The organism is Brevundimonas sp., from assembly GCF_050729455.1.
Lineage (GTDB): Bacteria > Pseudomonadota > Alphaproteobacteria > Caulobacterales > Caulobacteraceae > Brevundimonas.
This window is the reverse complement of the sequence record NZ_JBOHLI010000047.1, coordinates 1-19,613: the sequence shown is the minus strand read 5'-3', so window position 1 is coordinate 19,613 and position 19,613 is coordinate 1. Positions and strand designations below refer to the sequence as shown.

Genomic DNA, 19,613 nt, shown 5'->3' with positions numbered 1-19,613 from the left:
GCATATGACCGGGGTTGAGATGAACGTGTTCCTGTCGAAAAAGACGATCCTGCCGGCGATGACCGGTCTGCTGCTGGCCACGGGCGGCTGCGTCGGCTCGTTCGACCCCAAGACGGACGCCACGTCGCCGGTCGCGCCGAGGGTGCAGGAACTGGTGGACGCGAACCGGACATACCCGCGCTGGGTCGATTTCCCGGCGACGCCGACGGACCTGCCGCAGCCGGCGCAGGTGGCGACGAACGTGCAGGCGCTGAACGCCGACAGCGGCGCCCTGGCGAGCCAGGTGGCGAGCATCGACTGGACCCTGGACAGCGACCCGGCGGCCTTCATCGAATCGATTAGCCGCCGCTTCGATCCCGCGCGCATGGGGCCGATCGGCGCCCAGACGCCGGAGGAGGTCGAGGCCCTGGCTGAACGCCTGCGTCGCCGCGCCGCCGCCCCGCCGCCGATCGATCGCCCGCGCCCCTGAGGGCGCCCGCTGTCGTCTGACCGACAGAATCCCGGAATGATGGCCGGGCTGACAAGGATACCTCATGGCTGACGGCAGCAATGCTCCCGCCTTCCTCGGCGTCTCGCGCTCGCTGTCCGGGCGCGCCTGGCGGCAGCGCCCGGCTGAGGCGGGGACCATTCGCGCTCATATGCAGGCGCTCGATCTGGACGAGCCGATGGCCCGCGCCTTGGCCGCGCGCGGCGTGGCGGCGGACCAGGGGCAGAACTTCCTGACGCCGACACTGCGGGCGCTGTTCCCCGATCCGTCCAGTTTCATGGACATGGACACGGCGGCGACCGCCATCATCGACGCCTTGCAGGCGGGCAGAAGCATCCACGTCTTCGCCGACTATGACGTGGACGGGGCGTCCAGCGCGGCCCTGCTGGTGCGCTGGTTCCGCACGCTGGGCGCGGAACTGCCCATCTATGTCCCGGACCGCCTGACCGAGGGCTATGGCCCCAGCGCGCGGGCCTTCGACACGCTGAAATCGCGCGGCGCCGATCTGGTCATCACTGTGGACTGCGGGGCGGCGGCCAACGAGGCCGTGGCCCACGCCGCGGCCATCGGCCTGAAGGTCGTGGTCATCGACCACCACATGATGCGCGAGGAGCCGCCGGCCTGTCTGGCTGTGGTCAACCCGAACCGGCCGGGCTGCAACTCAGGGCAGGGCAATCTGGCGGCGGCGGGGGTGGTCTTCGTCCTGCTGGCGGCGCTGAACCGCGAGGCGCGGGCGCGGGGCCTTTTTGCGGGCAAGACCGAGCCGGAAATCCGCCAGTGGCTGGATCTGGCCGCCATGGGCGCGATTTGCGACGTGACCGGCCTGACCGGGTTCAACCGCGCCCTGACCAGTCTGGGTCTGAAGGTCATGTCGGACTGGAAGAATCCGGGGCTGAAGGCCCTGCTGGCCGCCGCCGGGGCCGAGCCAGGGCCGGCCAAGTCCAACCATGCGGGCTTCATCCTGGGGCCGCGCATCAATGCGGGCGGGCGGATCGGCAAGTCGGACCTGGGGGCGCGCCTGCTGTCCACCGACGATCCTGACGAGGCGAAGATGCTGGCCCAGGAGCTGGACGCGCTGAACATCGCCCGGCGCGAGGTCGAGGCCCAGGTGACGGAACAGGCGGTGCGCCGGGTCGAGGCGACGGGCGCGCACAATGACGACTCGTCTCTGGTCGTGATCTCGGGCGAGGACTGGCACCCCGGCGTGGTCGGCATCGTCGCCGGGCGTCTGCGCGAACGCTGGCGCAAGCCAGTCGTGGTGATCGGCGTCGACGCCGTCAACGGTCTGGGCAAGGGCTCGGGCCGGTCGCAGCCGGGCATGAACCTGGGCCGCGCCGTACAGGCGGCCTGGAACGAAGGCGTGCTGATCGCCGGGGGCGGGCACGCCATGGCGGCGGGCCTGACGGTGGCGGCGGACCGGATCGACGAACTGCGCGCCTTCCTCAACGACCGCCTGTCGGGCGAGCGGGCCGAGGCCGTGGCCCAGGACTGGGTCGAGGTGGACGCCTTGATTGATCCGCGCGCGGCGACGCGCGACCTGTTCGAGGCCTTCGAGCAACTGGCCCCCTACGGCCCCGCCAACCCCGAGCCGCTGTTCGCCCTGCAAGGCGTGCAGGCGCGCGAGCCGGTCGCCATGAACGGCGGCCATGTGCGCTGCCGTCTGGTCGGGCCGGACGGGGCCTCGGTGCGGGCCATCGCCTGGCGTTGCGCCGACCTGCCGTCTGGCAAGGCGCTGCTGGCGGGGCAGGGCGGGCTGAACCTGGTCGGGCGGCTGAAGGCGGACGACTGGAATGGCCGTCGCGGGGTGCAGTTCGAGATCGAGGACGTGGCCGATCCGCGCATGGCCTGAGGTTCAAGCCTGACCGAGCGCAGGTCTTTGAAAAAGTCGCACAAACTGCGCAGCAAGCGCTTGCAAGCGGCGGAATCGACGGCTATTACCCCGGTCCTCCGCGCAGCGGTCCCTTCGTCTATCGGTTAGGACGTCAGGTTTTCAACCTGAAAAGAGGGGTTCGACTCCCCTAGGGACTGCCACGCGGAGCTTTTCCTTTCCCCTGACATCGCCATCGGTTTCGCCTTGATCGGCCTCGTGTTTTCGCGCGCGTGGCTCTGATCTGTCGTGTTTGTCGGAAAGTTGAAAAACGGGCTTGCGCCGTCCGATAGGGGCGGCTATCAGGCCGCTCCTCCGCGCAGCGGTCCCTTCGTCTATCGGTTAGGACGTCAGGTTTTCAACCTGAAAAGAGGGGTTCGATTCCCCTAGGGACTGCCACGCGGAGCCTCCCCGACATCGGTATTCAGCGCGCCCGCCTTTCGACCTTATGCGCGTTTGCTTGCTTGCGGGCTTAAAATCGTCGTTTTTGCTTTTCCGTCGTTCACAGAACCGTGTTAATCATAGCGACTGCGCGCGTTGCAGGCGGGGGTTGTGAGTTGTCGGACTACGACGAGATTGAAGCGCCGGAGATTGTTCTCATCGCCGGCACAGTGAAATGGTTCGATCCGGGCAAGGGCTACGGCTTCATCGTGCCCAACGAGCCGGACCTGACCGAACTGAAGGACGTGCTGTTGCACGTCAGCAGCCTGCGCGACGGGGGGCATGAGGCCGCAGCCGAGGGCGCCGCCATCACCTGTGAATGCGCGCGTCGGGCCAAGGGATGGCAGGTTGTTCGCGTCATCGACCTGGGGCAGGGGGCGCCGACGCTGATCCGCCGCGAGACGGCGCGTTCGCCTTCGCCGCGCGCGGTTTTCGATATGCCGACCGACGGCCCGCTGGAGACGGCGGTCGTCAAATGGTTCAATCGCACCAAGGGCTATGGATTCGTGGTGCGCGACGGCGCGGCCGGCGATATCTTCGTCCATGTCGAAACGCTGCGGCGCTGTGGACTGGACGATCTGGTTCCCGGCGACGCCGTACAGGTGCGGTTCGCCGACGGTCCCAAGGGACTGGTGGTGGCCGAGATCAGGCCGGGCGAATAGGTTTCGCCCTCAAGGGGCGAAGTCATGGGTTTCAGTCGTCGTATTCTGTTGGCGGGCGTGCTTTCGGCCGCGAGCCTGGCCTCGGCCTGTGCGCAGAGCGGGCCGGTGGACTCCGCCGGCCGGGCGCTGGAGCCGCTGAGCGTGATCACCGCCTCGGGCGAGCACAAGTTCCTGGTCGAGATCGCCGACGACGACGCCGAGCGGGCGCGCGGCCTGATGTATCGTCCGCCGCTGGAAGACGATCGGGGAATGCTGTTCCAGTTTCCGGCGGCTCGCGAGCAGAGCTTCTGGATGAAGAACACGCCCAGCTCGCTGGACATCATCTACATCGACCCGCAGGGCCGCATCGTCTCGATCGCCAGCCACGCGACGCCTTATTCGGAAGTCCCGCTGCCGTCGAACGGCGCGGCCAACGGGGTGCTGGAGCTGCGCGCCGGCCGGGCCGAAGAGATCGGCGCCAAGCCGGGCGATCAGGTCCGCCATCCCTTCTTTCGCCCCTGATGTGGATTAAGCGCTCTCGCGCGTTGCGGCGCGGCGCCCGCCGTGCCATGAGGGCGCTCCATCGGTTCGGGGTGTAGCGCAGCCTGGTAGCGCATCTGGTTTGGGACCAGAGGGTCGGAGGTTCGAATCCTCTCGCCCCGACCATGGAATTCAAAGGGTTAGGCCGTTTTCTGGCCGTATGCCTCGCCGCTGGGGCACACCTGGGGCACAAAAAGCTCTCGCTATTTTTGTTCCGAACCGCAGACGGACGCGGTCGTCCTCAGCAGGCATTGGCCCTGTTCGATTGGTTTCACGGCGTTCCAGCCCGACGCGCCGATTCGCGATGTTGACGGCTAGTGGGAAGGGACGCAGGTCGCGGACATTCAGGCGGCTTAGTTCGTCCGATTTTGACTCAAAGCGGCTATTGGCATAGCCAACATCGGAGCCGGCCCACTGAGGCAGCACCGCCCTTACGTGAGGGCGGTGCGCTCAAGTTCGGGCGCAGGGCGGCGAACCCAAGTCCGCCGCCCCTCCTCCGTTCAGGCCTATAGCCTAGAACGGGCGGTAGTTGAGGCTCAGGAAGAACCGACGACCGAACAGGTCGAAGTTGTCGGCCGTGGTGTTGCCCAACCAGCGCGCCGGCTCGGCGTCGAAGGCGTTCACCACGCCGGCGCGGACCGTCAGGTTGTCGCGAGCGGCCCAGCGGACCGAGAAGTCGTGCTGCGAGAAATCGCCCGTTTCGAGGTACTTGGCGGTTTCATACAGGTCGGGGTTGGCGACCAGGTTGTCCACGTCGAGGATTTCCTGGCTGGCCTGCCAGTCCCAGTCCCAGGTGAAGGCCAGGGTGTCGATCGGCGCCCAGGTGACGGTCGACAGGAAGCGCACGCGCGGCATGCCGACGGTGTCTTCAAAGTCGCTGGAGTCCGACGGATCGGCGATGTTGACGAAGTCGTGCTGCTCGATCAGCCAATTGCCGCGAATCGAGTGGCTGAACGAACCCCAGTTGCGGCCGAAGAACTCGGGCAGGTCGGTGCGATAGCTGGCCGTGAAGTCCCTGCTGCTGCCGCAACGCGCCAACGACGGCCGCTGGACGACCGAGGCCTGGGGTCCGACCGATGGCTTCACCCTCAACGGCGGGGTACGCGTCCGCTTCGGCAGCGGACACTGACCACACCGGAGGCGGGCGTGACGCTGAGCATCGGCGAACTGGGGCGGCGGACCGACACCAAGGTCGAGACCATCCGCTACTATGAGCGCATCGGCCTGACGTCCAGGCGATAGCCGTATCGGGAACCATCTCGGGAACTGAGAGTTGCATTCGATCCTCGGCTCAGGTTGGGGAGGCGGCCCGGCGATTCCCGTCCCTTGCCCCCCTCTGCGGCGGAGACGCTGGGTCGCTGAAAATTTATGCGGCGCCGAAGATTCAAATCCGGGTATTCACTCGGGTCGCGACCGCCGCCAGAGGGGCTCGCTTTTTCGAAAGCGGGTTGTCCCGCACTAGGAGGGATGGGACAGGCCATGGCGAAATACGAACCTCTTGTTCGCTACCTGCGTCGTCAGAAATCCGCAGAGGTCGAGCTGAGCTTTCGCGATATTGAGCGGATTGTGGGCGGGCTTCTTCTCAAGGCGTCGAACGATCCATTGTGGTGGCGTGTCGAGGACGCGGATACGGCTCCGCCGCAGCAGCGCGCCTTTGCCCAGGCAGGGTTCACGCCCAGGCCGGAACTGCGCGCTGAGCGCGTTCTCTTCGTTCGTGCGAGCCGCTTCGGGGACCGCGACGCGTCCGTCTGAGCGTCTGAGCGTCTGAGCGTTTGAGAGGGGCGGCGGCGGGTCGGGTTAGCAGCGGTGGGATGTGTTTCGAATAGGCCGCCAGATGGGCGGCGACGTTTTGTGGCGGTCCGACTTTCTCTGGGCATAGCCTGCGCGGCGCGATCGGGAGCTCATCGGCCGGCTTCGCCTTGATGGGGTAAAGAGGTCGGGGGGCGTGGTCGAGGGCGGGCAGGGGCGTTACTCTATCCGAGCATGGTCCAGATCAGGGCGAAGCCTGCCAGGGCTGACAGGGGCGCGATCAAACGGACAGCCGCCAGCGGTATGCGTCGAGCCCACCAGAGCGAGTAGGCCGCATGCCATCGTCGGGGGAGGGCCGCTATGATGATGGCGGAGAGGATCAGGAACCAGCCGACCGGGGAGATGATCTGCGGAAATTTCGACAGGGGGGCGGCGACCACCAGGGCGGTTCCCGCAAGAGCCCTTAGCCCCATTTCGCCGAAATGGATGATGTTGTCGCCGCCCATGCGCGCCAGCGCGGCGAGTTCGCGACCCGGGGCTGTGATCATGAACAGGCCCAGGCCGACCAACCAGAAGCCGATCCCGATGGAGAATGTGTGAGCGGCGACCAAGAGCATCGTGACCTCCTGCGGTCGGCATGATCCTATCATGTGGAGCGCGGCGTGTCCGCCAGCGGCCGGGGCTGCGCTTGGCCCTGCCGGAAAGACGGCGCAAGGGCTTCGTGCAAAGGCAGGGACGCGAGGAACGTATGGTCCCGCGCTCCGCCCGCGCCATCATGGTCTTTGGCGCGGCCCCGTCGTCGATCAGGCTTTGAGAAAGGCCAGTCGTTCATCGGTGCGGCCGGGCGCGATTTCCAGAATCTCGTACGCCACCACGTCATTCAAGACGAAGGGGTCGGCGGCGACCCGGGTCTCCAGGTCGCTGCGTGTGGCGCTGTGCGCAATGACGCCGCCGCCGGCTCCGGCTTGAAGGCTTCCTGCGAGCAGGAAGACGCCGTTGTCAAAGCCGGCCTTCAGCCAGGCGTTGTGCGCCTCCATGAACTCGCCGGCGGCGGCCTTGTTGGCTGAAAACCGGAGCAGGATGACAAACATACCGTGAAACTCCCTGTGAGAAAGGAAGCTTGAGGGGCGGTGGTCCTGTCGTCAACAATGAGCCGGACACGGACGCGGGATTGGCGCTACGTCCAAGGCTCAAGGCTCAAGGCTTAAGGGCTGGCCATGACGGGGCTGTAGGGCGGGGACCAGGGGAAAGGCCCGTGCTCGAACGGCTGCGGTCCTTGGCGCTGGGTCGGCGGGGTCGATCATGCCAGACTGACGGCCTGTTGATGGACTGCGGAAACCCCATGATGTCTGAGCCACGATTTCGAACGCGCGAGATTGTCCTGATCCTTGCGGTCGCTGTCGCGGGCGCGGCCACGCTGCTGGGTCTGATGGTCTTGATCTTCGGCTTCGGCCTGGCCTGAGGGGCCGGCTGCTAGAAAGGAAAGAAGATCGGGATGGCGATCACGCCGGCGAGCCAGGTCACGAGGTTGAGCGGCACGCCGACCCGGACGAAGTCCATGTACTTGTACTGGCCGACCTGGAAGACCAGGACATTGGTCTGGTAGCCGAAGGGGGTGGCGAAGGCGGCGCTTGCGGCCATCATCACCGCGATCAGGAAGGGGCGGGGCTCGACGCCGAGGCTTTCGGCCAGGGCCACCGCCACCGGGGTGACCAGGACGGCGACGGCGGCGTTCGACAGGAACTCGGTGGCGAACAGGGTCGCGCCGTAGAGGACCGCCAGGGCGACGAGGGGGCCGAAGGGTCGGATGAAATCGATGAGCAGGGCCGATCCCGATGCGGCCAGTCCTGTCACTTCTATCGACAGGCCGACCACCACCATGCCCGCGATCAGCAGGAGAACCTCCGGGCGCAGGCCCGCATAGGCCTCCTCGGGACTGATGACCTTGAGCAGGATCAGCACGACGGCGCCGGCGAAGGCGGCGGCGGCGATGGGGGCGACGCCCAGGGCCGCGGCGAGAATGACCCCGACGAAGACGGTCATCGAGATCAGGGCGCGCTTCAGGTCGAAAGGTCGGTCGACGGCGAACAGTACAAGATCGCCCATCGTGCCGTCGCCGGTCTGGGCGTGAGGCGACGGGCCGCCGGGCGCCGGATCCTCGGCCCTCGCCAGGAGGCGCCCTCCGATCAGGAAGAGGTAGAGCCCGCCGGCGGCGGCGATGATCAGGGCCACCGGCGTGATCTCGAACAGGCCGAAGACCGGCTGGCCCGCGTTGCGGGCCATGTCGTTGACCAGGAGGTTGGTCGAGGTGCCGATCAGGGTGCAGGCCCCGCCCATGATGGAGATGTAGCTGAGCGGGATCAGGAAGCGCTTGGGCGAGAGGTTGAGCGAGACGGCCACGTCCTTCACCACGGGGGCGGCGAGCACGACGATGGGGGTGTTGTTGAGGAAGGCGGAGGCGCCGCCGCACAGGATCATGACCAGCCACAGGCCGGCCGCTCCGAGGCGCGCGCACAGGCGCGTGGCCTGACGGATCAGCAGGCCCAGCAGGCCGGAGAGTTCGATGGCGTAGGCGATCACGAACAGGCAGGCGAGGGCGATGACGGCCGGGCTGGCGAAGGCGGCCTGCACCTCGACGGGTCGGATGACGCCCAGGACCAGCAGGGCCGCGGCCGCCGTCAGGGCGGCCACGTCCGAGCGGATACGGCCGTGGATGAGGACGCCGACGACGAGGACGAGGACGACCAGCGCCGCGATCTGATTGAAGTAGGCTGATCTGTCCCCTTTTAGGCGATTGTCGTGCTATTCCCATCACCATGAAGCGCGAGATGGGTGATTTCCAGGGGCCGGCCTTCGCCGCGCGGTGCTCCGGCGTGATCGCGGCGGCCCTGCTGCTGGTCCAATGCGATCGTCCGGACGCCATTGAGACGCCGGAGGCCCCGTCAGTCGCGGCGCCGGCCCCGACGCCTGAAAAGACTGTGGTCGTGGTTCCGCCGGCGCAGCGCGCCGCCCTGTCCCGCAGCGACATCCTCGTCGCCGCGGAGGCCGCAGCTTCGGCCTATGCGTCCGGTCAGCCACAAGCGGGGGAGGGCCTGGTCGGACGTCGCTTTTCCGTGCGCCTTCCTTTCGGTTGCGGCGGTCCGGTCGCCCTTGACGCGCTCGGTTCGGCGGACGGTCTGGCGCGCTGGTCCTGGAGCAAGGATCATCTTGCCGCGCGGTTGTCGATGACGCCGGCGGACTGGACGGCGTCGCCTCTGATCGCGTCTATCGGCGCTGAAGCCGCGTGGGAGGCGGTCGAGGGTTTCTGGCTGTCGCGGCCCTGGATGACCACGGACGCCTGCCCCCAGGTCGCGTCGGATCCCCTGGCGACGTCCGAAAACAGAGTTTCCCCCCAGACGGTCGGCCTGGCGGCCGTGTTTGAAAGGGGCGGGTCGCGCATCGGCCGCCGCAGCGGTCGAGCCTACGCCTTCACGCGCCGGTTCGAGGCCGGTCAGGCTCCGGCTCCCCCGGTCGACGGCTATCGCCTGCGACTTGAGGGGCGTGTGGGCGCCTTCCCCGGAGGCCGCGCCGTCCGGTGCCATGCGGACGGGCCTGATCAGCGACCGACCTGCGTCCTCGCCGTCGTTCTGGACCGGGTCGCCTATGAGGATGTGGCGGGCGGTCTGCTGAGCGAGTGGCGGCCGGGCTAGGCGCGGGAGGCGCGGCGAGCGGCGTCCGGGCGACAGGCGCTCCTTCAGCGATCTCCCTGTCTGGGCGCGCGGGAGCGACGCATCAGGACGGCCGCGCCGACCAGGGCCGACAGGCCGGATCCGACCAGGACCCCGAGCTTGACGGCGTCTTGCCGCCCGGGGGTCGAAAAGGCCGACAGCCCGATGAAGAGGCTCATGGTGAAGCCGATGCCGCAAAGCACGGACACCCCGTAGAATTGCCGCCAACTCGCCCTGGCCGGCAGGTCGGCGATGTTTAGCCGGATGGCGAGCCAGGACGCGCCGAAGACGCCGATCTGCTTTCCCAGGAAGAGACCAGCCGCCACGCCGAGCGGGACCGGCGCCATCAGGGCGGCGAAGGACATCCCTGCAAAGGAGACGCCGGCGTTGGCGAAGCCGAAGATCGGAACGACGACGAAGGCGACCCAGGGCTGGAGCCCGTGCTCCAGCCTGTGGAGCGGCGACGCGACGTCCTCGACCGCGCCGGGCGTCCGGCGCAGCGGGATGGTCATGGCCAGGGCCACCCCCGACAGCGTGGCGTGGACGCCGGATTGCAGCATGAACCACCACAGGGCGGCGCCGATGATCAGATAGGGGCCGAGAGACGTCGTCTTTGTCCGGTTGAGAAGGATCAGGAGGGCGACAGCCCCGCAGGACACCGCCAGCGCCCAGGGCGTCAGATCGGTCGTGTAGAAGACGGCGATGATCACCACTGCGCCCAGGTCGTCGATGATGGCCAGGGCGGTCAGGAAGATCTTCAGCGAGGCGGGAACCCGCGAGCCGAGTAGGGCCAGGACGCCCAGGGCAAAGGCGATGTCGGTCGCCGCGGGAATCGCCCAGCCGTGGAGGGTGGTCGAATCCGCGCCTTGAAAGGCGAGGTAGACCAGGGCCGGAACCGCCATGCCGGCCGCGGCGGCGATGCCGGGCAGGGCGCGGCGCGACCAGGTCGCCAGTTCTCCGTCCAGCATCTCGCGTTTGATCTCGAGGCCGACCAGAAGGAAGAAGAGGGCCATCAGCCCGTCATTGATCCAGTGCAGGGCGTCGAGGCCGCCGAGCGGGGCGTGCAGCGCCGCGAAATAGGCGTCGGCGATCGGCGAGTTGGCGATGGCGAGCGCCAGGCCGGCGGCGGCGATCAGGACGACGCCGCCTGCGGCTTCGCTCCGAAGCAGGCTCCGAAGGGCAGATCGAGGCCGCTGGCGACGGGTCAAACCGTGGCTCCCATTCTCCGGACCCAATGCCTCTGGGCCAGGGGCGCCCTCCTGTTCCGCTTTGCCGGCGCCGCGGTTCGTGACGGCCAGCGGGAGCGGAGCGCCATAATCCTCACTCACTATCGATATGGACGCAAACGCGCGAAACCCTTCCTTGATGCAGAGGGGCGTCGCAGGAGGCGGGCAACGGAGGCCGGTCGGCGCACTGGCCGGGGGTCAGTGCGCCGCAGCCTCCGACGGCAGATGGTCCTTGTCGAAACGCCCCACACGCTCGATCAGGGTGCGTCCCGCGGCGTTCAGGCCGATGACGTCGACGGCGGCGCCCTGCCGGCGGTAGCGGAGCACCACCTTGTCCAGGGCGGCGACCCCGGTCAGGTCCCACAGATGGGCGTCGCTCATGTCGATCTCGACGCGTTCAGGGCGTCCGTGATGCTCGAATCCGGCGGCGAAAAGTTCGGCGGAAGCGAAGAAGAGCTGGCCCGAAACCCTGTAGCGCAGCACGCCGGGTTCAGGCGCAGGGATCTCGGTCACCACCAGGGTCTTGCCGACCTTGCGCATGAAGAAGATCGCCGACAGGACCACGCCCAGGACGACGCCCTTGGACAGGTCGTGGGTGGCCACCACCGCGCCGGTCGTGGCGATCATGACGACGGAGGACTGCAGCGGGGTCGAGCGCAGGTTTCGGATCGAGCCCCAGTCGAAGGTTCCGATCGAGACCATGATCATGACCGCCACCAGGGCCGCCATGGGGATGCGCGCGACCCAGTCCTGCAGCACCAGGATCAGGAACAGCAGGAAGAGGCCGGCCCACAGGGTGGAGAGCCGACCGCGTGCGCCCGAGGTGACGTTGATCATCGACTGGCCGATCATGGCGCAGCCGGCCATGCCGCCGAAGAAGCCCGACGCGATATTGGCGATGCCCTGGCCACGCGTCTCGCGGTCCTTGTCGGAGGGGCTGTCGGTGACGTCGTCGATCAGGTTGGCGGTCAGCAAGCTCTCAAGCAGTCCCACAAAGGCCAGGGTGGCCGAAACGGGGGCGATGACGGCGAAGGTCTCCCACGTGAGGGGAACCATGGGCAGGTGGAACATCGGCAGGGTCGAGGGCATCTGCCCCATGTCGCCCACGGTGCGAACATCCAGCCCCGTCCAGATGACGAAGCCGCTGAGCAGGACAATGGCGATCAGGGCCGACGGCACGGCGCGGGTGAGACGCGGCAGGCCGTAGATGATGGCGAGGCCAGCGGCGACAAGCGCGAAGGTGGGCCAGTCGGCGCCGATCAACTCGGGCATCTGGGCCATGAAGATCAGGATGGCGAGCGAGTTGACGAAGCCGGTCATGACGCTGCGGCTGACGAACTTGATGTATCGGCCCAGCTTCAACAGGCCGATGGCGATCTGGAACAGGCCGCAAAGGATCGAGGCGGCGAACAGGTTTTCCAGCCCGTGATCGCGGACCAGCCCGACCATCAGCAGGGCCATCGCCCCGGTCGCGGCTGAAATCATGGCCGGGCGTCCCCCGACCAGGGAGATGGTCACGGCGATGATGACGCTGGCGTAGAGGCCGACCGCCGGGTCGACCCCGGCGATGATGGAAAAGGCTATGGCTTCAGGGATGAGGGCCAGGGCCACGACGGTCCCGGCTAGCAGGTCGCGGCGCGGACTGGCGAGCCATTGCTGACGCGCGGAAGCGATAAGGGTCATTGGATTTGCGTCTTCAGATCGGCTGCAAGACCCGGCGCTCGACCGATGTCATGGGCAGCCTCGAAGTTTCCCGACGGATCGGCGGACGGGATAGCCACCCGTCGCCTGCAGGCAGGTCCGGGTCCGAGGTGAGGACGTCTGATGCGGGGCGCCGCAGGAAAAGGCAAGTCTGCGGCGCCAGATGGCCGGGGGCGGTCGTTTCGCTCAGGACAGGGGCTGGTGCGTGAAGCCCGCGACGCTGCTCATAGGGCGTGCATCGCGGCCGATCTCCACATCGCTTTCGACATAGGCGATCAGCAGGCGGGCCAGGTCGCTCAGGGCGCTTTCGTGGATCCGCTCATAGCCGTGGCTGGCGTCGATGCCGAAGGCGAGGAGGGCGGTGCGGATGTCGGCCCCGGATTCCAGCGCCGAAGCCGAGTCGGACCGATAGTAGCGGAAGACGTCCTTCTGATGAGGGATCTCGTGATCTCGCGCCAACTGGACCAGCTTGCGCGACAGATGCCAGTCGAAGGGGCCGGTCTGGTCGGCCATGGCGATGGTGACCCCGAACTCCGAGGAATTCTGGCCCGGCGCCGTCGTGCCGTTGTCGACCGTGACCATGGCGGCCACGTCCGGAACCAGGACCGAAGAGGCGCCCAGGCCGACTTCTTCGGCGATCGTGAACAGCCACCAGGTGTCGACGGTCGGCGTGCGCTCTTCGCGGATCAGGCATTCCAGCGCCGCCAGAAGGACAGCCACGCCTGCCTTGTCGTCCAGATGGCGCGAGACGATGTAGCCTGTGTCGAGGAACTCCGGCTGCGGGTCGATGGCGACAATGTCGCCAATGTCGACGCCGAGCTTCAGCGTGCCGTCGCGGTCGTGCGTCACGGCGTCGATGCGCAGCTCCACATTGGGCCAGTTGACGGGCTGGGTGTCGATCTCGGTGTTGAAGGTGTGGCCCGAGGCCTTGAGCGGCAGGATGGTCCCGCGCCAGGCGCCGCCTTCGGAGAAGATGGTGCAGCGGGCCCCTTCCGCGAAGCGGGATGACCAGTGACCGATGGGGACGAGCTCCAGCCGCCCGTTGGCCTTCACCTGCTTGACCTGGGCCCCCAGGGTGTCGACGTGGGCGACGACGGCGCGCGCTGGCGTGGCGTCCCGGCCTGGCAGACGGGCGCGGATCGCGCCACGACGGGTCATTTCATAGTCAAGGCCGAGCCGTTCCAACTCTCGGCACAGCAGGCGGACGGCTTCATCGGTGTAGCCCGTGGGGCTGGGCGTGTTCAGCAGGTCGGCAAGGCGGGCCTTGAGGTAGGCGTGGTCGATAGCGGGATCGGGCAAGTTGCCTCCTTCTGGTGCGCGTCTAGACGGTGCGCGATGAACCGGACGCGGAGGCGGGGAAGAGCAGGTCGATGAAACGTTCAGCCGTGGGCTGGGGTTCATGATTGGCCAGGCCCGGGCGCTCATTGGCTTCGATGAAGGCGTAGTCGGGCTGGTCGGGCGCCTTGACCATCAGGTCGATCCCGGTGACCGGGATGTCGATGGCGCGAGCCGCCGCAATCGCCGCGTCCACAAGGACTGGGTGCACGATGTCGGTCACATCGTGAATGGTGCCGCCCAGATGAAGGTTGGCGGCCTTGCGCACCATGATCTCGACGCCCTCAGGGGCGACGTCGTCGAGGGCGAAGCCGGCCTCGGCCAGGGTGCGCTCGGTCTCGGTGTCGATAGGAATGCGGGACTCGCCGCCCGTCGCGGCGCCGCGGCGACGGCTCTGGTGTTCGATCAGGCGTCGGATGGTGGTCCGGCCGTCGCCGATCACACGGGGCGGTCGGCGCACGGCGGCGGCGGCCAGCTGGAAGTCGATGATCACCAGGCGCAGGTCTTCGCCCTGGACCTGTTCTTCGATCAGGACGTCGTGGCAGATGCGGCGCGCGCCGATCAGGGCGCTCTGGACCTCGCCCATGGTCTTCAGTCCCACGGCCACGCCCTGGCCCTGTTCGCCGCGTGCGGGTTTGACCACCAACCGGCCATAGGTCGCCAGGGCGGCGTCGATGGCGGAGGGGCTGTCGGCCCTGATGGAGGCGGGCGTGTTCACCCCGGCGGCGGCGACGATGCGGCGGGTCATTCGCTTGTCGTCGCAGATGCTCAGGGCCACTGACGATGTCAGTTCGGACAGGCTTTCACGGCAGCGCACGCTGCGGCCGCCCCAACTCAGGCGGAACAGGCCGCCTTCGGCGTCGATGACCTCGGTGGCTATGCCGCGCCGGCGGGCTTCGTTGACGATGAGGCGGGCATAGGGGTTCAGGTCTTCGTCGTCCGCCGGCCCGGTGAAGAGGGCTTCATTGATCGGGTTCTTGCGCTTGACGCCGAAGAAGGAGACGCGGCGGAACCCCAGCTTCTCATAGAGGGCGATGGCCTGCAGATTGTCGTGGATGACCGACAGGTCCATGTAGGCCAGCCCCTGTGTTCGGAAGTGTTCGGCCAGACGCCGGACCAGGGCTTCGCCTATGCCGGGCTGGCTGGCCTGGGGCGCGACCGCCAGGCACCACAGCGAAGATCCCCCTTCCGGATCGTTTACGGCGCGGGCGTGGTTCACGCCGGTGACCGTGCCGACGACCTCGCCGGTCGCGGCGTCCTCGGCGACGAAATAGGTCAGGCTCCGGTCGTCCCGACGCGACCAGAGGAAGCCGGGCGGCGTCTGGACCATGCGACGCGCGGCGTAGATCCGGTTGATCGCCTCGGCGTCCTGTTCAGAACCCAGGCGGCGGATGGTGAAGCCGCGCGGCTGGCGACGGCTGGGCCGGTAGACGGCCAGGTCGAGGCGATAGGAGTGCGAGGGGTCGAGGAAGACCTCCTGCGGCGCCTGGGCCAGCAGGACATGGGGGTTGCGGACATAGAAGGCGATGTCGCGTCGGTCCGGGGCCTCGGCGCGCAGGGCCTCGATCAGGGGCGCGGCCGTCTCGAAGGTCTGGGCGAAGAGCAGGCGGCCCCAGCCGCAGTCCAGAACCGCATTGGTCTGGATCGGCGCAGCGGCCCCGTTCTCAACCCGGGGTTTGAGGCTCTCGTGGCGCAGCCGCTTCAGGCGATGGGCCAGGGAACGGGCGGGCCGAGGGTCAGAGGCCATGGGTCTGCATCCACATTTCAAGGACTGCGACCTGCCAGAGCTCGGACCCCTGCAAGGGCGTGAGGCGGTGGGTTGGATCGGCGAGCAAGGCGTCGAGATAGGCCTTGTCGAACAGGCCGCGGTCCCGCGCCGCCTGATTGGTCAGGGTTTCGCGCACCATCTCCAGATAGGGGCCCTGGATGTATTTCAGGGCGGGCACGGGGAAGTAGCCCTTCTTGCGGTCGATGACCTCCGACGGGATCACCAGACGCGCGGCCTCCTTGAGGACGCCCTTGCCGCCCTGGGCGAGCTTGTGTTCGGGCGGGATGCGGCCCGCCAGTTCCACCAGTTCGTGGTCGAGGAAGGGCACGCGCGCCTCCAGGCCCCAGGCCATGGTCATGTTGTCGACCCGCTTGACCGGGTCGTCCGCCAGCATGATCTGGCTGTCGAGGCGCAGGGCCTTGTCGACGGGGGTGTCGGCGCCGCCCTGGGCGAAGTGGGCCTCTACCAGGGCGCGGCTGACATCGGTGTCGGCCATATAGGCGCCGTTCAACTGGGTCTTCAGGACTGCGTGGCTGCGGTCGAAGAAGGCCTGGGCGTAGGTCTCGACCGGGTCGGTCGTCGACAGCATCGGCGGGTACCAGTGGTAGCCGGCGAAGATCTCGTCGGCGCCCTGGCCGGACTGGACCACCTTGATGTGTTTCGAGACCTCCTGGCTCAGCAGGTAGAAGCCGACATTGTCATAGCTGACCATGGGCTCCGACATGGCGCCGATCGTTCCGGGCAGGGCCTCCATCAGTCGCGCGTGCGGTACGAAGATCTGGTGGTGGTTGGTTCCGTAGTGTCTGGCGATCAGGTCTGAATAGGCGAACTCGTCGCCCTTCTCGCCGTTGGCGGCCTCGAAGCCGACGGAGAAGGTCATCAGGTCCTTCTGACCCAGTTCGGCCAGGAGGCCGACGATCAGGCTGGAATCCACGCCCCCCGACAACAGAACGCCGACCGGCACGTCGGCCACCATGCGGCGCTTCACCGCCTCGCGCAGCGAGGCCAGGAGCTGGTCGCGCCAGTCCTCGGCGGTCAGGCCGGCGTCTTCTGGGCGACGGGTCATGTCTGCGCGCCAGTAGATCCGGTCGCGGGCCGCGCCGTCGGCCTCGATGACGCGGATCGTGGCGGGGGGGAATTTCTTGACGCCCCTGAGCAGGGTGTGGGGCGGCGGCACGACGGCGTGGAAGGTCATGTAGTGGTGCAGGCCGACCGGATCGATCGTGGTGTCGATATCGCCCGCCGCCAGCAGGGCGGGCAGGGTCGAGGCGAAGCGCAGGCGCCTGCCCTTTTCGGCGAGGTAGAGCGGCTTGATGCCGAACCGGTCGCGGGCCATGACCGTGCGGCCGCTGTCGCGCTCGTGCAGGACGAAGGCGAACATGCCCTTGAAGCGCTCGACGCAGGTCTCGCCCCAGGCCTTCCAGGCCTTGATGATGACCTCGGTGTCGCCCTCGGAAAAGAAGCGGTAGCCGAGCCCCTGCAACTCGCGTCGGAGTTCCGGATAGTTGTAGAGGCAGCCGTTGAAGACCAGGGTGATCCCGAGCTCGGGATCGACCATGGGCTGCTGGGCCTTTTCAGACAGATCGATGATCTTGAGGCGGCGATGACCCAGTCCGACGGAACCCCGCAGAACGATCCCGGCGCCGTCAGGCCCTCGCGGCGCCAAGGCCTCGGTCATGCGTTGCAGGGCGTCGGCGTCTACGGGACGCCCGTCGTGATTGATCTCGCCGCTCAGGCCGCACATAGGCTGTCCTTGTACTGTGAATGCAGCGTGCACAAATAGTTAGCACACTAAGGAATTCAACCCTGATGGATCCGATCCTCAGCCCGCAACCCGTTCCCCGGCCGGAACGCCCCGCCGATCCGACCGCCTCCCTGGTGCGGTCCATGCGGCGCATCGCCCAGGCGATCGACGTCCGCTCGCGCGAAATCGCTCGGCTGTCTGGGCTGACCTTGCCGCAACTGATCGTGCTGCAATCCGTGCGATCCCTGGGGGAGGTGACGACCCAGGCCATATCGCGAGATGCGGCCATGTCGGCGCCGACGGTCGTGGGCGTTCTGGACAAGCTGGAGGCGAAGGGGCTGGTGGTCCGCTATCGCTCGACGCGGGATCGTCGCGTGGTGCATGTCCGCACGACGGAGGCGGGCCAGGCGGCGCTGGAGGACTCGCCCGACCTGCTGGGCGACGGCTTCATCGCCGCCTTCGGCCAACTACCGGTCGAACGGCGCAGGGATCTGGCGGAGGCTCTGGATGTCCTGGCGGGCTTCATGGTCGGGGCCACTCCAAGGGAAGCGGGCTGAGCCGGCCTCCGTCCGAGCGGGCCTTGAGAGGACACTCGGTCTCACAGTTCAGATTGAGAACTGCGACCTGTATCGCGCCAGATCTCGATGCACTTATGTGAATTGGCCGGCCGTCTGAATCGCGACCGTTTTGATGATTGTGAAAGCTCTAGGAAAGTCTCTTCCGGCGGGGCGCAAAGCTTTTGGTCGTCGACTGAGGGCGGATTTGCGCGGGGTTCGAGTCCTTCGCTTTTGCTGCCGCGATCTACTGCATCGCACAATAAGTTTATCTCAGCGTAGCTGTTTAAGACCTATGATCCTGATGCGGCGCGCCCTTGTGCAGCCGTTCTAGGCGCTGCTGAACGGCGTCGACATCATTTGCGCCTGGCTGGGGTCGGGCGTTTGCGCACCTGTGAAACGATCGTCCGCCGGCGCCTGGCGCGGCGCGATCCCTTGCGGCGTGCGCCTCGGCGGCGCGCCTGGCGCGTCAGTGCAAGAGACAGGAGCGCAGACAGGCGTGGGCGACATTCAACTACACCAATTGGGCGGGCCGCTGACGGTCGCCCTCCTGGCGATCTTCTTCGGCGGCACCTTCCTCGTCTCTCTGACCATCGGCCGGCGCAAGGAAAACGCCGACGGCTATATGACGGCGGGAAACACCATAGGCCTGGGCATATCGGCCGCCTCCATGACCGCGACCTGGATCTGGGCGGCCTCGATGTACGCCTCGGCCACCTCGGGCTACACCTACGGCCTGTCCGGCCCCATCCATTATGGGCTGTGGGGCGCGCGCTGATGATCCTGTTCATCTACCCCTACGGCAAGCGGATACGCGCCGTGGCGCCCAAGGCCCACACCCTGGCCGAGGTCATGTACGCCCGGCACGGACGCTCCAGCCAGCTGATGCTGGCGAGCTCCAACATCCTCGGCAGCGTGATCAGCCTGACGTCGAACTTCATCGCCGGCGGAGCGCTGATCGCCATGCTCTCGCCCTTCAACTTCAGCCAGGGGATCGCCGTGATCGCCGGCGGTGTCCTGCTCTATACCCTGTGGTCAGGGTTTCGCGCCTCGGTCCTGACCGATTTCATCCAGGTCTGCGCCATGTTGGGGGCCGTGATCATCATCATTCCGGCGGTCTTCTTCGCCGTCGGAGGGCCGGCCGTCTTCGTGGAGGGCGCCGCCAACGTGACTCCGCAGCAGGGCTCCTTCTTTTCGTCGGACGCCTTCTTCAACCAGGGCGCGCCCTATATCGCCGCCGTCCTGGCCTATGCGATCGGCAACCAGACCATAGCGCAGCGGCTCTTTGCGGTGCGCGAGGACCTGATCAAGCCGACCTTCATCACCGCCACCATCGGCTATGGCACCACCATCATCGGCGTGGGGATGCTGGGGGTGGTGGCCCTCTATGTCGGGATCACGCCGCTGGACGGCGACGTGAACAACCTCATTCCCCAGCTGGCGGGGACCTATCTCGGCCCGGTTCTGCTCAGCGTCTTCTTCATCATGATCGTGGGAGCCCTGGCGTCCACGGCGGATTCAGACCTGTCGGCCCTGTCGTCGATCATGATGGCGGACGTCTACGGCCGGCGCGGTGCGGGTGTGAAAGCCAATCCCCGGATCATGCTGCTGATAGGGCGGGGGACCATGGTCCTGGCCACAGCCGCGGCCCTCTACTTTGCGGGGGGGCGGATGAACATCCTGGATCTTCTCGTCCTGGTGGGGGCGATCTGGGGGGCTCTGGTCTTCTGACGTGCCCCTGAGAATTTCCTCCACGCGGAGCTAGAGTCCGGCCCTTGAAAGGACGGACGGAATGAAACGAGCGAGATTCTCGGAAGAGCAGATCATCGGGATCCTGCGGGAGAACGAGGCCG

20 protein-coding genes, 3 tRNA genes and 1 other annotated feature are annotated in these 19,613 nt (G+C 67.2%); of the genes, 14 read left to right on the top strand and 9 right to left on the bottom strand.

What is annotated here, in order from left to right:
- The first annotated feature begins 4 nt into the window (after positions 1-4).
- The 7 genes from ACREEF_RS12100 to ACREEF_RS12070 all read left to right on the top strand — a co-directional run bounded on the left by ACREEF_RS12100 (position 5) and on the right by ACREEF_RS12070 (position 4,102).
- Positions 5-469 (top strand): hypothetical protein, encoded by a 465-nt coding sequence (locus tag ACREEF_RS12100; RefSeq protein ID WP_431565826.1) that lies wholly within the window; start codon positions 5-7, stop codon positions 467-469.
- 64 nt (positions 470-533) lie between these two features.
- On the top strand, positions 534-2,336 hold the full coding sequence (gene recJ / locus ACREEF_RS12095) for a single-stranded-DNA-specific exonuclease RecJ (protein WP_431565825.1): 1,803 nt from the start codon (positions 534-536) through the stop codon (positions 2,334-2,336).
- Between the two features lie 107 nt (positions 2,337-2,443).
- Positions 2,444-2,518: transfer RNA gene (locus ACREEF_RS12090), tRNA-Glu, on the top strand.
- 160 nt (positions 2,519-2,678) lie between these two features.
- Positions 2,679-2,753, top strand: a tRNA-Glu gene (locus ACREEF_RS12085).
- 158 nt (positions 2,754-2,911) lie between these two features.
- Entirely contained in the window at positions 2,912-3,457 is a 546-nt protein-coding gene (locus ACREEF_RS12080; RefSeq protein WP_431565824.1) for a cold-shock protein, read from the top strand.
- Positions 3,458-3,481: 24 nt separating this feature from the next.
- Complete coding sequence (locus ACREEF_RS12075) at positions 3,482-3,958, top strand: DUF192 domain-containing protein (protein WP_431565823.1); 477 nt, start codon at positions 3,482-3,484, stop codon at positions 3,956-3,958.
- 67 nt (positions 3,959-4,025) lie between these two features.
- Positions 4,026-4,102 (top strand) — tRNA-Pro (locus tag ACREEF_RS12070).
- 387 nt (positions 4,103-4,489) lie between these two features.
- Here ACREEF_RS12070 and ACREEF_RS12065 read toward each other — a convergent pair.
- On the bottom strand, positions 4,490-5,062 hold the full coding sequence (locus tag ACREEF_RS12065; protein ID WP_431565822.1) for a hypothetical protein: 573 nt from the start codon (positions 5,060-5,062) through the stop codon (positions 4,490-4,492).
- A gap of 60 nt (positions 5,063-5,122) precedes the next feature.
- Between ACREEF_RS12065 and ACREEF_RS12060 the strand changes: the two genes are divergently transcribed.
- Positions 5,123-5,218 (top strand): MerR family DNA-binding transcriptional regulator, encoded by a 96-nt coding sequence (locus ACREEF_RS12060; RefSeq protein ID WP_431565821.1) that lies wholly within the window; start codon positions 5,123-5,125, stop codon positions 5,216-5,218.
- Between the two features lie 237 nt (positions 5,219-5,455).
- Positions 5,456-5,728 carry a DUF7662 domain-containing protein gene (locus tag ACREEF_RS12055; protein ID WP_431565820.1) on the top strand — a complete coding sequence of 91 codons (273 nt, stop codon included), beginning with the start codon at positions 5,456-5,458 and terminating at the stop codon, positions 5,726-5,728.
- Between the two features lie 221 nt (positions 5,729-5,949).
- Here the strand turns inward: ACREEF_RS12055 and ACREEF_RS12050 are convergent, their stop codons facing one another.
- Positions 5,950-6,342: a hypothetical protein gene (locus tag ACREEF_RS12050; RefSeq protein WP_431565819.1), complete on the bottom strand. Its 393-nt coding sequence runs from the start codon at positions 6,340-6,342 to the stop codon at positions 5,950-5,952.
- A gap of 186 nt (positions 6,343-6,528) precedes the next feature.
- On the bottom strand, positions 6,529-6,816 hold the full coding sequence (locus ACREEF_RS12045) for a YciI family protein (protein ID WP_431565818.1): 288 nt from the start codon (positions 6,814-6,816) through the stop codon (positions 6,529-6,531).
- Positions 6,817-6,980: 164 nt separating this feature from the next.
- Between ACREEF_RS12045 and ACREEF_RS12040 the strand changes: the two genes are divergently transcribed.
- Positions 6,981-7,187 (top strand): hypothetical protein, encoded by a 207-nt coding sequence (locus ACREEF_RS12040; protein ID WP_431565817.1) that lies wholly within the window; start codon positions 6,981-6,983, stop codon positions 7,185-7,187.
- An 11-nt stretch (positions 7,188-7,198) separates the two neighbouring features.
- Here the strand turns inward: ACREEF_RS12040 and ACREEF_RS12035 are convergent, their stop codons facing one another.
- On the bottom strand, positions 7,199-8,416 hold the full coding sequence (locus ACREEF_RS12035) for an SLC13 family permease (RefSeq protein WP_431565816.1): 1,218 nt from the start codon (positions 8,414-8,416) through the stop codon (positions 7,199-7,201).
- A gap of 137 nt (positions 8,417-8,553) precedes the next feature.
- On the opposite strand from ACREEF_RS12035, the gene ACREEF_RS12030 reads away from it, so the two are divergent.
- Positions 8,554-9,414, top strand: coding sequence for a hypothetical protein (locus ACREEF_RS12030; protein WP_431565815.1), 861 nt, complete (start codon positions 8,554-8,556; stop codon positions 9,412-9,414).
- Between the two features lie 44 nt (positions 9,415-9,458).
- Here the strand turns inward: ACREEF_RS12030 and nhaA are convergent, their stop codons facing one another.
- The 5 genes from nhaA to ACREEF_RS12005 form a co-directional block, all read right to left on the bottom strand.
- Positions 9,459-10,640 carry a Na+/H+ antiporter NhaA gene (gene nhaA / locus ACREEF_RS12025; protein ID WP_431565814.1) on the bottom strand — a complete coding sequence of 394 codons (1,182 nt, stop codon included), beginning with the start codon at positions 10,638-10,640 and terminating at the stop codon, positions 9,459-9,461.
- Positions 10,641-10,856: 216 nt separating this feature from the next.
- Positions 10,857-12,341, bottom strand: a complete 1,485-nt coding sequence (locus ACREEF_RS12020; protein ID WP_431565813.1) for a SulP family inorganic anion transporter — start codon at positions 12,339-12,341, stop codon at positions 10,857-10,859.
- 64 nt (positions 12,342-12,405) lie between these two features.
- Positions 12,406-12,469: a sequence feature (sul1 is cis-regulatory element that is thought to sense ions involved in sulfur or methionine metabolism; They are found in Alphaproteobacteria), on the bottom strand.
- Between the two features lie 76 nt (positions 12,470-12,545).
- Complete coding sequence (locus ACREEF_RS12015; protein WP_431565812.1) at positions 12,546-13,658, bottom strand: osmoprotectant NAGGN system M42 family peptidase; 1,113 nt, start codon at positions 13,656-13,658, stop codon at positions 12,546-12,548.
- Positions 13,659-13,680: 22 nt separating this feature from the next.
- Positions 13,681-15,441 (bottom strand): N-acetylglutaminylglutamine synthetase, encoded by a 1,761-nt coding sequence (gene ngg / locus ACREEF_RS12010; RefSeq protein WP_431565811.1) that lies wholly within the window; start codon positions 15,439-15,441, stop codon positions 13,681-13,683.
- The gene (locus ACREEF_RS12005; protein ID WP_431565810.1) at positions 15,431-17,206 is read right to left on the bottom strand and encodes an N-acetylglutaminylglutamine amidotransferase; all 1,776 of its coding nucleotides are present in this window, start codon (positions 17,204-17,206) and stop codon (positions 15,431-15,433) included. The genes ngg and ACREEF_RS12005 overlap by 11 nt, the downstream gene beginning before the upstream one ends.
- Positions 17,207-17,271: 65 nt before the next feature.
- On the opposite strand from ACREEF_RS12005, the gene ACREEF_RS12000 reads away from it, so the two are divergent.
- The 3 genes from ACREEF_RS12000 (at position 17,272) to ACREEF_RS11990 (ending at position 19,491) form a co-directional block, all read left to right on the top strand.
- Entirely contained in the window at positions 17,272-17,763 is a 492-nt protein-coding gene (locus ACREEF_RS12000) for a MarR family winged helix-turn-helix transcriptional regulator (protein ID WP_431565809.1), read from the top strand.
- A gap of 496 nt (positions 17,764-18,259) precedes the next feature.
- Positions 18,260-18,538, top strand: a complete 279-nt coding sequence (locus tag ACREEF_RS11995) for a hypothetical protein (RefSeq protein ID WP_431565808.1) — start codon at positions 18,260-18,262, stop codon at positions 18,536-18,538.
- Positions 18,538-19,491: a sodium:solute symporter family transporter gene (locus ACREEF_RS11990; protein ID WP_431565807.1), complete on the top strand. Its 954-nt coding sequence runs from the start codon at positions 18,538-18,540 to the stop codon at positions 19,489-19,491. The genes ACREEF_RS11995 and ACREEF_RS11990 overlap by 1 nt, the downstream gene beginning before the upstream one ends.
- Positions 19,492-19,613: the final 122 nt, after the last annotated feature.